The 12,834-nt window shown below is 38.0% G+C and carries 12 protein-coding genes; 6 read left to right on the forward strand and 6 right to left on the reverse strand.

All coding sequences use genetic code 11. The features are described from left to right. Positions 1-24: 24 nt before the first annotated feature. Complete coding sequence (locus IGJ95_RS00075; protein WP_010734549.1) at positions 25-1,647, reverse strand: ABC-F family ATP-binding cassette domain-containing protein; 1,623 nt, start codon at positions 1,645-1,647, stop codon at positions 25-27. Between the two features lie 234 nt (positions 1,648-1,881). Between IGJ95_RS00075 and IGJ95_RS00080 the strand changes: the two genes are divergently transcribed. Beyond that, positions 1,882-2,403 carry an HdeD family acid-resistance protein gene (locus IGJ95_RS00080; protein WP_010734548.1) on the forward strand — a complete coding sequence of 174 codons (522 nt, stop codon included), beginning with the start codon at positions 1,882-1,884 and terminating at the stop codon, positions 2,401-2,403. Between the two features lie 100 nt (positions 2,404-2,503). Here IGJ95_RS00080 and spxB read toward each other — a convergent pair whose 3' ends face one another. Beyond that, entirely contained in the window at positions 2,504-4,246 is a 1,743-nt protein-coding gene (gene spxB, locus IGJ95_RS00085) for a pyruvate oxidase (protein ID WP_010734547.1), read from the reverse strand. Between the two features lie 159 nt (positions 4,247-4,405). On the opposite strand from spxB, the gene IGJ95_RS00090 reads away from it, so the two are divergent. After that, a complete protein-coding gene (locus IGJ95_RS00090) occupies positions 4,406-5,383 on the forward strand; it encodes a Gfo/Idh/MocA family protein (protein WP_062805926.1) in 978 nt (325 codons plus the stop codon). 97 nt (positions 5,384-5,480) lie between these two features. After that, positions 5,481-6,299 (forward strand): ZIP family metal transporter, encoded by an 819-nt coding sequence (locus tag IGJ95_RS00095; protein ID WP_019722681.1) that lies wholly within the window; start codon positions 5,481-5,483, stop codon positions 6,297-6,299. Positions 6,300-6,378: 79 nt separating this feature from the next. Here the strand turns inward: IGJ95_RS00095 and IGJ95_RS00100 are convergent, their stop codons facing one another. Then, positions 6,379-6,576 (reverse strand): hypothetical protein, encoded by a 198-nt coding sequence (locus IGJ95_RS00100; protein ID WP_010734544.1) that lies wholly within the window; start codon positions 6,574-6,576, stop codon positions 6,379-6,381. A 194-nt stretch (positions 6,577-6,770) separates the two neighbouring features. Here IGJ95_RS00100 and IGJ95_RS00105 point away from each other — a divergent pair, with 194 nt between their 5' ends. Together IGJ95_RS00105 and IGJ95_RS00110 are read left to right on the forward strand one after the other, a co-directional pair. Next, positions 6,771-7,349, forward strand: coding sequence for a TMEM175 family protein (locus tag IGJ95_RS00105; protein WP_438761206.1), 579 nt, complete (start codon positions 6,771-6,773; stop codon positions 7,347-7,349). Positions 7,350-7,536: 187 nt separating this feature from the next. Then, positions 7,537-7,677, forward strand: coding sequence for a hypothetical protein (locus tag IGJ95_RS00110; RefSeq protein WP_153830006.1), 141 nt, complete (start codon positions 7,537-7,539; stop codon positions 7,675-7,677). 311 nt (positions 7,678-7,988) lie between these two features. Here the strand turns inward: IGJ95_RS00110 and IGJ95_RS00115 are convergent, their stop codons facing one another. Further along, positions 7,989-8,438, reverse strand: a complete 450-nt coding sequence (locus tag IGJ95_RS00115) for a hypothetical protein (protein WP_153830005.1) — start codon at positions 8,436-8,438, stop codon at positions 7,989-7,991. 470 nt (positions 8,439-8,908) lie between these two features. Here IGJ95_RS00115 and IGJ95_RS00120 point away from each other — a divergent pair, with 470 nt between their 5' ends. Then, positions 8,909-9,937, forward strand: coding sequence for an FUSC family protein (locus IGJ95_RS00120; RefSeq protein WP_153830004.1), 1,029 nt, complete (start codon positions 8,909-8,911; stop codon positions 9,935-9,937). A gap of 52 nt (positions 9,938-9,989) precedes the next feature. Here IGJ95_RS00120 and IGJ95_RS00125 read toward each other — a convergent pair whose 3' ends face one another. Both IGJ95_RS00125 and IGJ95_RS00130 read right to left on the reverse strand, forming a co-directional pair. Then, the gene (locus tag IGJ95_RS00125; protein ID WP_010734539.1) at positions 9,990-11,429 is read right to left on the reverse strand and encodes a 6-phospho-beta-glucosidase; all 1,440 of its coding nucleotides are present in this window, start codon (positions 11,427-11,429) and stop codon (positions 9,990-9,992) included. A 33-nt stretch (positions 11,430-11,462) separates the two neighbouring features. Further along, a complete protein-coding gene (locus IGJ95_RS00130) occupies positions 11,463-12,773 on the reverse strand; it encodes a PTS sugar transporter subunit IIC (RefSeq protein WP_019722676.1) in 1,311 nt (436 codons plus the stop codon). Positions 12,774-12,834 lie beyond the last annotated feature (61 nt).

Here is a 12,834-nt window from a genome sequence, read left to right on the forward strand (position 1 = left end):
TTTTTATAGTTATTTTTGGAATATTTAGTTCCACAATTGTTCTAATTGTTTTTGGATGTCTTTGTTCTCTAAGAATTCATCATATGTCGTATCTGCACGATCGATCACGCCTTTATCAGAAACAGCAATGATACGATTTGCTAACGTTTGGATGAATTGGTGGTCATGAGAAGCAAATAGGATCGAACCTGAAAATGCCATCAAACCATCATTCAACGCAGTAATTGATTCTAAATCTAAATGATTCGTTGGGTCGTCTAAGACAAGGACGTTTGCTTTTGAAAGCATCAATTTAGAAAGCATGCAACGCACTTTTTCGCCCCCAGAAAGAACATTCACGGGTTTTAGTACTTCCTCTCCAGAAAACAACATACGACCTAAGAAGCTACGTAAGAACGTATTGTCGTCTTCTTCTTTACTTGCATATTGACGTAACCAATCAAGAATCGTTAAGTCCGTATCGAATTCCTTCGTTGTATCCTTTGGTAGATAAGCATTGCTAGTTGTTACACCCCAACGGACAGTACCGGTATCAGGTGTTAGATCGCCCATGATAACTTTAAATAGTGTTGTAGTTGTTATATCGTTTTCGGCAACGAATGCTACCTTGTCTTCTTTGTTTAATGTAAATGATATATCATCTAAAATCTTTTTACCATCTATTGTCACACTAACGTTTTCTACCTGTAGTAAGTCATTTCCAATTTCACGCTCTGGTTTGAATCCAACGAAAGGATAGCGACGTGAAGAAGGTTGGATATCATCCAATGTGATTTTTTCTAACATTTTTTTACGGGATGTCGCTTGTTTTGATTTTGACGCATTTGCACTGAAACGTGCGATAAAGTCTTGTAATTCTTTGATTTGTTCTTCTTTTTTCGCATTGGCGTTTGCTTGTAACTTAGTTGCTAATTGGCTTGATTCTAACCAGAAATCGTAGTTTCCTACATAAAGCTTGATTTTTCCAAAGTCTAAATCTGCCATGTGGGTACATACTTTATTCAAGAAATGACGGTCATGGGAAACAACGATCACTGTATTCTCAAATTCGATCAAAAATTCTTCTAACCAGTTGATCGATTGGATATCTAGTCCGTTTGTCGGCTCATCTAAAAGTAAAACATCTGGTTTACCGAATAGCGTTTGTGCAAGCAACACTTTCACTTTTTGGCCACCAGTTAGTTCGCTCATCAATTGATGATGCAACTCTTCAGGAATATTTAATCCTTGGAGTAAAACGGCTGCTTCTGGTTCTGCTTCCCATCCGTTTAATTCTGCAAATTCGCCTTCTAATTCTGCCGCACGAATCCCATCTTCATCTGTGAAATCTTCTTTCATATAGATGGCATCTTTTTCTTTCATTACTTCATATAAACGTTTATGACCCATGATTACTGTTTCCATCACAGTATATTCTTCATAGTCATAGTGGTTTTGTTTCAAAACAGCCATACGTTCATCTGGACCTAATGTGACAGAGCCTGTTGAAGGTTGCAAGTCACCTGATAATACTTTAAGGAATGTTGATTTACCTGCGCCATTTGCTCCAATTAAGCCATAACAATTGCCGGGAGTGAATTTTATATTAACATCATCAAATAGTTTGCGATCTGAAAAGTGCAAACTTACATCATTTACAGTAATCAATTTTTTTCCTCACTTTATGTTTATAATATTTGCCAAGTCTTCTAGAATTATATAGGGGAATGTTGAAAGTTTCAAGGAAATCAGTAATTCTTTACGTTTCACGTGAAACAATCAAAAGAAGAAAAGAGATAAACCGTTTTTTACAACTAAAGCATTTTCATAAATGCTAAATTTTTGAAGTTATTTAAATGGGGGCGTAAGATAGAAATAGATTAGAAGAAAGTAGGGATTAAAATGAAAGAAAGTAGAAAAATTGATTGGGGTTCACTTATTTTGGGGATACTATTTGTTTTAGTTTCCTTGATTTCTTTTCGCGATCCAGTAGGTAACTTAGTTGCTATCGTTATTGTATTTGCTATTTTTGCGATCCTAAAAGGATTATTTGAGTTATTTCTACGTAGTCGAGTAAAAGAACTGACAGGATATAAAGGGAAGATGCCGATAGTGATTGGGATCATTGATTTATTGATTGGGATCTTTTTCATTTTCAATATTGGTGCGGGGGTAGTTGCACTACCATTTGTCTTCGCTGTTTGGTTTATTATTGATTCTGTTTTGGCTTTATTTACTGCTGATTTATTCAGAGGAATAAGCGAAGGACATTATTGGTTTACAGTGGTCATCAATGTATTGGGTATCTTACTAGGTATTATTTTATTATTCAATCCTTTATCCTCTGCGTTGACGCTAAGTTTTTTAGTTGGATTTTATTTTATGGTCGTTGGGATCAATCAGATCGTTTATGCGTTTAGATGATTAGTAATAAAATAAGTGTATGAAATTTGAAAAAGATCCACCTCAAATCCTATCAATTTGAGGTGGATCTTTTCTCACTAAGTTGTGGTTTACTGGACTTTTACAACTGTTTAGAAAGATGATGCGTATATATTTCATGAAGCACCGGCATATCATGTACTTCGTATTTTTCTTTGAAGCGCTCAATTTCTTCTTCGCTATACTTTCTTGGGTCTAAGTGTAAGTCTTCGACAGGTAAGGGCCGTTTGTTGGGGATCTTGACGTCGATCACGACTGGTCGATCAGATTTCGCCGCAGCATCTAAGGCAGGGCGTAATTGTTCGTAGTGTGTGATCGTGAAGCCATCGGCACCTAAGGCTTCGCAGGCTTTCCCAAAATCAGCTTGTTCAAGGGAAACACCAAATTTTTGTTGTTCAGTATCTTCTTGTTCTGCTTCGATAAATCCGAATGAATCATTTGAGAAAACGACATTGATGATTGGCAACTGATAGCTGACTTGAGTCAAGATATCTTGCATCACCATGGCAAAACCGCCGTCTCCGCTCAAAGTAAAGACTTGTCTCTCCGGAAAGCTTAATTTAGCGGCGATTCCGCCGGGTATACCATTTCCCATCGTCGCAAACCAACCCGAAGTAGTGTGTAACTGCTCACCAGTCATGTTCAGTAAACGAATCGAATGAATGGTCGTATTTCCAACATCTGTCACAAAAATAGCATCACGTTCGGCAATTCGGTTGATTTCTTTATAGACCGCTTCTGGTCGAATCGATTTCTCCGTGGGTTCTTCAAAGGACGTTAACCAACGCCGCCAATTGCGAAGATTTTCTTGATTGGCTAGATACCAAGCATCTTCTGTGCGTTCGTTCCCCAATTCAATCAGTTTTTCTAACGTTGTTTTACCATCCCCTAAAATAGCTAAATCGGTATGATGACGGCGGCCGAATTTGGCGGCATCAATATCGACTTGGATAAAAGCAGCTTCTGGATTGAAAAAGGTTCGCCCAAAAGGAAAGTCACTTCCTACAAATAAAATCAAATCGGCTTCTGCTAATGCTTCATTCGCAGGTTTTGTCGCTACCCGACCTGCAAATCCAAGAAAATTTTTGTCTTCATCTGGCACGATTCCTTTTGCTAAAACAGAGGCAACCACGGGCATTTTGAAATATTCGGTAAATTTCTTGATCTGATCATAGCCATGACGAACACCTTGACCGATGAACAAGACAGGTTTTTGAGCTTGTTCGAGATAAGGAAGGGCTGCTTTCACGTCTTCAATCTCAGGGAGGATCACCCCTGTTTTGTACGTAGAAGCATTAGAAACATCCTGCCACTCGATTTCTTCAAAACCAAAATCAACTGGGATCGTCACAACAGCGACTCCTTGATGTGCATAAGCTGCCTTGATCGCTTCATCAACGACATAAGGTAAACTTTCAGGTGTCATGACTGTCCGATTATAAACACTAACATCAGCGAAAATTGGATTTTCATTTAATTCTTGAAAGGCAGTATAATTCATAGAAGTCGAAGCCACTTGCCCTAAAAGGGCGACAACTGGGACGTGATCCATTTGAGCATCGTAAAGTCCGTTGATCAAATGAGTGGCTCCAGGACCAGCTGAGCCAAAGACAGCTCCGACTTTTCCTGTTAATTTGGCATCCGCTGCGGCAGCTAACGCGCCTACTTCTTCATGACGTACTTGGATATAATCGATTTGGTCTTTTTCATGGTACAACGCATCCATAATGGAATTGAACGAACCACCCGGAATCCCATAAATATGATCAACTCCCCAGCTTTCAAGCACTTTTACCATGGCAATACCGGCATTTATCGTTGACATTTTGATCCACTCCCTAAAAAAACAAATTATATTTATTGTCTAAAGTATAAATCTTCCTTATCAAAAGCCCAACTAAAGCGACTTTCAACCAAGTAGAGTGAAGTGCCAGTAATGTGTGAAACTATGTTATAGTGGATTCAAAATGTTAGGAGGAAGAGTATGCTGAAAATCGGTATTATGAGCGGTGCTTCGATCGTGCCACGTGTTGTGGAGGGGATCAAAGAAAGTGGCGTGGCACAAGCTGTAGCGATTGCGACACGTCGCTTAGAAAAGGCGCAACAGTTAGCCACAGAGTTAGGCATTCCAAAAGCGTATGGCAGTTACGAAGCGTTACTTTCTGACAACGAGATAGAACTGATTTATATTCCATTGATCAATCACTTGCATTTTTCAGCCGCGAAAGCCGCGATCCAAGCAAAGAAACATGTGCTTTTAGAGAAGCCTTTTACGCTACATTCGGAGCAAGCACAAGAACTCTATGCCTTGGCTAAGGAGCACAAGGTTTTTCTCATGGAAGCACAAAAAGCCCTATTTCTACCTGCGATCGAAGACGTAAAAAAAACCATTGGATCAGGAAAAATCGGTCAAGTGAAATTAGTCGATATTCGTGATGCTCGACCGGGTTCTGAAAAAATCCCTTGGTTTTGGAAGATGGAACAAGGAGGTGGCGTATTGATTTCCAACGCCTCTTACCCATTAAGTGTCAGTCAATATTTATTTGGTACAGGATTTGATGAATATAACGGCTTATGTGTAGAACATGGAGAAGGTCTGACGGATGAAGAGTGTATGGTCAACCTGAAGAAGAAAGACCTTTTCATCAGTTTATTCCTTACGACAAAAATGGATTTTACTAGTACGTATACCATCGTTGGAGAAAAAGGCACGATCATCATCCCTAACTATTGGAAAACAGACCATTATACGATCCAGATGAACAACGGAGAAGTGTTAACAAAAGATTTTCCAATGGATAGTGAATTTGTCTTTGAGATCCGTCATGTCGCCGATTTACTTTCCTCAGGTAAGAAGCAAGATACGGTGGTCGATCCAAACATGACGATTACAAATGTTCAAGTCGTTGATGATCTTTACCATAAGTGGTTTGGGAATGATTGGAAAAACGTGAGGGGATAACCGCTTAGAATAAAGGATCATCAGATTAATAGTAGAATAGTAGTCACATTTTTGGCAATATGCTAGAGTAAGAATAAAAAGGTGAAAGGGGAATTGTATGGTTGATTGGTTACTGAAGCTAGAACCTTGGCAGCAAGCGTTGACGGGTACGGCGTTTACTTATTTTATGACTGCGCTTGGGGCTGGCTTAGTTTTTTTCTTTAAAGAAATCAAAAAAGATGTACTCAATTTGATGTTAGGTTTCGCTTCGGGTGTGATGATCGCCGCCAGTTTTTGGTCTTTATTAGATCCGGCAATCACAAAAGCAGAAGAAAATGGTGATATTGCTTGGCTTGTGGTGAGTATTGGTTTTGGGCTAGGGGGATTATTTTTATACATTGCCGACAAAACCTTACCACACATGCATTTTGGTCCAGCACACGAAAAAGAAGGCTTACCAACACATTTAAAACGCACGATTTTGCTTGTCTTTTCCATTACCTTGCATAATATTCCAGAAGGTTTAGCAGTAGGTGTTGCATTTGGTGCAGCGGCAACTGCAGATAATCCAACGACTGCGGTGCTAGCAGCGATCTCTGTTGCGTTAGGGATTGGTATTCAAAACTTTCCAGAAGGTGCGGCTGTTTCGATTCCTCTCCGACAAGAAGGATTAAGTCGAACAAAAGCCTTTGTCTATGGGCAAGCTTCAGGAGTGGTTGAACCGATTGCTGGAGTCATCGGGGCAATCTTAGTGACAAAAGTTGCAGTCTTACTGCCTTATGCCTTAGCTTTTGCTGCGGGTGCAATGATTTACGTCGTCGTGGAAGAACTGATTCCTGAAGCGCAACAAACACTTTCAAGTAAACGACACTATGCAGTTTTTGGTGTTATGACTGGTTTTATTATCATGATGATCTTAGATGTAGCATTAGGTTAAATGATATATCATTTAAAAGAAGTAAAAAAAGAGGCAGAAATTTTCTGCCTCTTTTTGTTTTTCATTTAGGAAAATAGTATTAGTAGTATTTTCTTTGTTGCGTGGTGCGAGTGATCCAACGGACTAACCAAATCGCAATGGCTACTGGAATCAACAATTTAATACCTAACCATAATAAACCACTGATCACGCCAACGAATAGATTGAGGACAAAGCTAGCTACGACGAAACCTACCACTAATAGAATGATTGTTTGAAACGTATTTCTTTTTTGCATGATGATCGCCTCTTTTCTCGTTTGATAAACTTCTCAATAGAAGTTACGCTTGCTGTTTTCTATATAGTAAGTATAGCAAGGATTGATTGACTTAACCTCCACCCAGAGCCCGATTTCTACTTGCTACTTTGGTGTGAAAAGGTTGCTTTTTTGCCCTTATTACGAATAAAATGAAGCGAAAGGAGAGGAAAGTCATGCCGAAAAATCGACTAGAGGCCTTTACAGACGCCGTGATCGCTATTATTATGACGATTTTAGTGTTGGAGCTACATGAACCACACTCAGATACCTTGGAAGCGCTAGTTGCACTTGTGCCACGTTTTTTTATTTATATCATTAGTTTCTTTACCCTGGGCATTTATTGGAATAACCACCATCATTTGTTTCAAGCCGTCCACAAAGTGAATGGGCGAGTGCTCTGGGTGAATAGCTTTTTTATTTTTTTCCTGTCGCTGTTTCCATTCGTTACTTCATGGATCAGCGAATACAGTAACAGTCTTGTTCCTGAAATGACCTATGGTATAGTGATATTAGGAGCTAATCTCACGTATTATTTGTTAGCAAGGACATTAGTTGCCTCAGAGGAAGACGAGAATGCATCTATCAAAGAGTTGTTTGGCAATTATCGTAAATCCTACGTATCTATTGGTTTGAATGTCGTGGGATTGATTCTCGGATATTTGATCGCGCCCATCGCAGTATTAATAGTCAATGTCTTGATTTTGGTTACTTGGTTGATCCCAAGTCGTAAAATTGAAGCATACTATCGCTAGATACTTGAATAACATAGTCAATCAAAAGACACAGAATAGTTAGGAAATACTCCTTTCCTGTTCTCTGTTTTTTTTTGTATGCTTTTGACTCGTTTAACGATTATAAAAAAATTTAACAGAAACATAAGTAAAAAATAAAAAAACAATCGAATTTTTTAGGCACAATGATAGTTAAAGAGGGATGCATATGAGAAAACGAAAAAAATTTTATCCAGCAATCATTACAAGTTTTATTACCGTACTTATTTATGTAGAGCAATCGAGGTGTAATTTGCTCGTTCTCCTGTTGTCAGTTTTACTTACTGTCATCGTCACGCTTAAAGGATAGACGATACAAAGAAGTAAACAAACTTGAGCTCGATCGGTCACAAGGTCAAAGATGACGGATTTTGTGGACAAATAGAAAGAGCTAATGAGTTATCCACTGTGGATAACTCATTATTAAATCAAAAATTTAGATAACAAGCACATTTATTTTTTGTTGTTATTTTAAATAACATAGATAAAACGATACTAAAGGATGGACAGATATTCGTTGGATCTCAAAAAAAAGCAAACTGAAAGGAAGAGGAATTTCTTCGTTTCAGTTTGCTTTTTTGTAGTATAAATATAAATCTATATTTACCCCCACAGGGTATGTCAGCGTGTGTTGTAAGGTTCTCCTTCAATGGATACATTGTTTTTATAGGCAAAGTAGCGATCATTTTTTTTCGCAATGCCAAATGTATCAGAAACATGAATGTTTTGTGGAGAAAATTTTATTGCTGGAATCGAGAATGATTGCTCTTTTGGATCAGTTACTCTGATTTCAAACGATAGTTCATTTTCATCTTCTTTTGTTAGTACGATATGAGGTGTATCATTAAAATTGATTTCTGTTACTTCGTAGATGCCTAAAAAATCGACCGAGTCACCAATGCTTTTCAATAACTGATTTTTTGTAGGAACATATTCCATTTTAATTTCTTCTGTTTGGATCATTTCAGCTTTGGAGGTAACATCTCGAACAGGAGAATTCAAAAAATGAATAAAAGAAAATAAACCGACACATGCAAACAAGCTACTGATAATTAAAATAATTTTCTTCATTTTCCTTACTTTTTGTCCTTTCTGTGTTCTCCAACGTATATGTCTGATGTTAAAATCAAAAAAACTTTATGTAACAATAAATTTTATTTTTTTTTTGTTATTAAAAATGATTTCTTTCATAGTATAAATTTAAAATACAAAAAAATAAAGCAGATTTCACAAATTCTTTGACTAGATGAAAAGCTTTTAATTTTAGATAGCTAAAACTATCTATATTATTACAAATAATGGTGGTTATTATTAATTAATTATAATATTTAATTAGTTATTTAATGATTGATGGGAATTTCTGTCTGTTTAAGCGATGAAAATTGGTGTTATACTAGATAAAGTAAATTCGTTTAAATTTTTCTCTGGAAAACTCTCCTTTTACTTCTAATAGTTGATTTCTTTGATACTTCTTATAATAGACAAGACATCCTTAAGGCGAAAACGATTTTTATATACATTTCAAAATAAGGAGGTTTTTTATGGTTAAATCTTATTTTACATTTAACAAAATTCAAGAAAATCCATTTCGTATCATGAATCTGATGGTGCTGATCTTTCTCGTTTTATGGATCGGTTACATCAATCATAATTTTTTGATTTCAAGTTTCTCTTCTCTAGGTATCTTTACCTTCTTTTACTACCAGAACATTCCGATGAAGCAATTACTAAAGCGCCTATTTTTGATTGGTTGCGGTCTATTACTGGCTTTTACATTAGGGCTATTGTCGACGTATGTCATCTGGCTTGAACCATTTGCTGTTGGAGCAGTTGCTTTTTTCAGTCGGTTTATTTTGCGTTTGTTCCATATTTCTAAACCAGGGGGCTTATTCTTTGCGATGTTAGCGGCTATGGGAACGAGTATGTCCGTTCCATTTTCTCATTTGCCGACAGTAGCTTCTTTTTTCTTTATGGGTGTTGTGTTTGCTTTGATTGCTGCATTTCTAACGAAAAAAATGGATTCGCGCCCGGAACAGGAAGTGATAAAGGTATCTTTGAAGGAGCGTTTTCACCAAGAACCTTTAGTGATCATTGATTCGATTTTTTACAGCGCTGCATTATTCCTTTCCGTTTATGTGAGCCATGGCTTGAACATGAAAAATCCTTATTGGCTGACACTGTCTTGTGCCTCGATTTTATTAGCTGAGAATTTAGATGCGATGAAACATCGGCAAGTGCAATATTTGATTGGTTCGATGTTAGGGTTGTGTTTATCGGCTGTCTTATCACTGATTCCTTTTTCCCAACTTGAAACGATTTTTTTAATTACGTTTCTTTATGGTATTTCTCAGTTTTTAGTTGCCCGAAATTATGCAGTGGCGAATATTTTCTTGAACCCCATGGCATTGATGCTTTCGACATTGGTCAGGAACACGTACTTGATCTCATTGATCGAGTATCGTTTTATTGGTATCGTCATCGGTAGTTTCATTGGTCTAGGTGTAGCCTGGATAATGAATATCGGTCTGCAACATTACTTAGCAGTTGTGAAAGAAAAATATGAAACATGACAAAGAAAGGCGGTCACGACAATGAAGTCGGATCGCCTTTCCTTGTTCGTTACTAAAGCTGTTCCCCATTGGTTTCAATCACTTGTTGGTACCAAGCAAAGGAATCTTTTTTCAAACGTTGTAAGGTTCCTTTACCGGTATTATCCTTATCGACATAGATCATGCCATAGCGTTTTTCCATTTCACCACTGCCAAAGCTGACGATATCGATGATTCCCCAAGGTGTGTAACCAATTAATGGTACGCCATCTTCAACTACTGCTTTTTTCATTTGTTCGATGTGTTCTCTTAAATAATTGATCCGGTAGTCATCATGGATCTCATTTGAATCAGTTAACTGATCGTAGGCACCAAAACCATTTTCAACGATAAACAGGGGGAGATCATAACGCTGGTACACCGTATTCAATACATAACGTAACCCAACAGGATCAATCGGCCAGCCCCAGTCAGAAGCAGTAATATAAGGATTTTTAACTAGTTTTGCTGAAGGAATATCTTCTGTTTGTCTGCCCTCAACATCGGGAAGAGTTGTGATCGTTCCCGACATATAATAGCTAAAACCGATATAGTCAACAGTTCCTTGACGTAAAATTTGTCGTTCTTTCTCGCTAATATCGATTGTGAGCCCTTTTTGTTCCCAATACTTTTCTGTGTAGGTAGGGATTTCTCCGCGTACATGGACATCACTGTAGAAGAAACGACGTTCATTTGCTTTGACTGAAGCAATCATATCTTCTGGCGCACAGGAGTAGGGATAGATTGGAACGTAAGCCATCATACAACCAATCTGAAAATTGGGATTGATCTTTTTCCCTTCATTGACAGCCCAAGCACTGGCAATCAGTTCGTTGACTCCTGCTTGGAATACTAAGGCCTCTTTATCTTGGTCATCTTCAATGATCATGGCTGAATTGGTCCAAACATGAACGGGCTCTTGTCCGTCCGCCTGATTATTGATTTCATTGAAGGTCATCCAGTAAGTTACTTTGTCTTTGTAACGGTCAAATACGCACTGAGCAAATTTAACAAATAAAGGAATGACCGCTTTATTGGCAAAGCCACCAAAATCTTCATAAATGGCATAAGGAATCTCAAAATGAGACAACGTAACTACCGGTTCGATCCCGTTTTTTAAGCATTCATCAAAAAGATCATCGTAAAATTTTAATCCTTGTTCATTCGGTGTTTCTTCTTGACCAGTAGGAAAGATCCGACTCCATGAAATGGAAGTGCGTAGACATTTTAAGCCTAGTTCTTTAAATAATTGGATGTCTTCTTTGTAACGATGGTAAAAATCAATGGCCTCGTGATTTGGGTAATATTCCCCTTCGATGATGCCTTTAGTGATCTTCCGCGGAATCCCATTTCCGCCAGCAGTCATAACATCAGCGATACTTGGACCTCGTCCATCAATATTCCAAGCACCTTCTGCTTGATGAGCAGCAATTGCGCCTCCCCATAAAAAATCTTTGGGTAACTCTCTATTCATACAAATTCCTCCTAAGTTTCAGTGATTCTCAAGTTATATCTCTGTGCGTTGTGCGCGGTTGGAAGCCATGACAAAAGGTAGGTAAATCAAAACGGAAATCGCTAAACAAAGTACGCCTATTACAATTCCCATGATATTCCCACCAGTTCCTAAAAACAAATTGATGATTCCTGGGGTGGTCCAAGGTAAACCAATCGCTGGTGATGGCATGATTGGCCAGACGACTGTGACGAAGTAACCGACCAGAATATTGACCATCGGTGTTAAAACAAAAGGAATGATCATAATTGGATTTAAGACGATCGGTAGTCCAAAAATCATCGGTTCATTGATTTGAAAAATACCTGGTACAAAAGATAGTTTGGCGATTTCGCGATATTCAGGTCGTCGTGAAGCAATAAAAATCGCAATGATCAAGCCTAAGGTCATACCCGTTCCACCCATGTTTGCAAACATATCGTTCAAGATGCCCCAAGTTTCCTTGTAAGGGACATCCCACAGCGAACCACCATCATTGATGAATTGGAGATTGGCTAAGTCTTGCTCGGTAAAAATCGCTGAACGAACAGCATTCAATGTGTTTGGACCATGAATACCAATAGAAAATAGCAGTGTCTGAATAAAAGCTAAGAGTAGGACGCCAAACACATTCCCACCTAAGTCACGTAAAGGTGCTTGGATACCGGCATAAATCAACTCGTTGATTCCTTCAGGCGCGATCATCAAGACGAAGAAGTTGATCAAAGCTGACATAGAAACAACGATAATGATTGGGATCATTCCAGAAAAAGAGCGAGAAACAGCTGGTGGAACGAGTTCAGGCATCTTGATTTGTAATTTCTTGACTTTGAATAATTTCGGTAAGAATTCGCCAACCAAGCAAGCGACAATCATCGCAACGAATAAACCTTGAGCACCCAAATATTGCGTCGAGATGACATTCATTTCATCGACTGCGAAAGAAGTAGGGTAAAAAATCATAAAGCAAGCGACACTAGTTAGCCCAACTAAGGTTGCATCAGCTTCGAAATGTTTTGCCAACAGCTGAGCGACTAAAAAAGCAATAAACAAACTCATGATATTGATTGTGCCATTTGCTACAGAAGCAAGGACTTGTTGTGCACTTTCTAAATTTGGAAAAATACGTGAAAGTTGAAATAATTGCACGATAAAACTGTCTTTTGAAAATAAAATATTATTGACTAGGATGACTAATGAAGAAGAAATCGTCAATGGAAAAATAAGCATGAATGCATCTCGAACGGCTGCAATATGTCGTTGGTTGTTTAACCGTGTTGCAATAGGAACAAGACTTCGATCTAATAAATCATTGAATTTTTGCATAAGAATAACACCTTTCGCTATATGATGGATTCATTATAGCGAAAGGTGTGAAAGAAAAGTA

The sequence above is a fragment of the Enterococcus sp. AZ156 genome (assembly GCF_051714165.1).
Lineage (GTDB): Bacteria > Bacillota > Bacilli > Lactobacillales > Enterococcaceae > Enterococcus_B > Enterococcus_B pernyi.

What these genes read in the sequence shown, in the direction of transcription:
- IGJ95_RS00080 (WP_010734548.1), top strand. Translation starts at nt 1,882, where the DNA reads ATGAAAGAAAGTAGAAAAATTGATTGGGGTTCACTTATTTTGGGGATA.
- spxB (WP_010734547.1), bottom strand. Translation starts at nt 4,246, where the DNA reads ATGTCAACGATAAATGCCGGTATTGCCATGGTAAAAGTGCTTGAAAGC.
- IGJ95_RS00090 (WP_062805926.1), top strand. Translation starts at nt 4,406, where the DNA reads ATGCTGAAAATCGGTATTATGAGCGGTGCTTCGATCGTGCCACGTGTT.
- IGJ95_RS00095 (WP_019722681.1), top strand. Translation starts at nt 5,481, where the DNA reads ATGGTTGATTGGTTACTGAAGCTAGAACCTTGGCAGCAAGCGTTGACG.
- IGJ95_RS00100 (WP_010734544.1), bottom strand. Translation starts at nt 6,576, where the DNA reads ATGCAAAAAAGAAATACGTTTCAAACAATCATTCTATTAGTGGTAGGT.
- IGJ95_RS00105 (WP_438761206.1), top strand. Translation starts at nt 6,771, where the DNA reads ATGCCGAAAAATCGACTAGAGGCCTTTACAGACGCCGTGATCGCTATT.
- IGJ95_RS00110 (WP_153830006.1), top strand. Translation starts at nt 7,537, where the DNA reads ATGAGAAAACGAAAAAAATTTTATCCAGCAATCATTACAAGTTTTATT.
- IGJ95_RS00115 (WP_153830005.1), bottom strand. Translation starts at nt 8,438, where the DNA reads ATGAAGAAAATTATTTTAATTATCAGTAGCTTGTTTGCATGTGTCGGT.
- IGJ95_RS00120 (WP_153830004.1), top strand. Translation starts at nt 8,909, where the DNA reads ATGGTTAAATCTTATTTTACATTTAACAAAATTCAAGAAAATCCATTT.
- IGJ95_RS00125 (WP_010734539.1), bottom strand. Translation starts at nt 11,429, where the DNA reads ATGAATAGAGAGTTACCCAAAGATTTTTTATGGGGAGGCGCAATTGCT.
- IGJ95_RS00130 (WP_019722676.1), bottom strand. Translation starts at nt 12,773, where the DNA reads ATGCAAAAATTCAATGATTTATTAGATCGAAGTCTTGTTCCTATTGCA.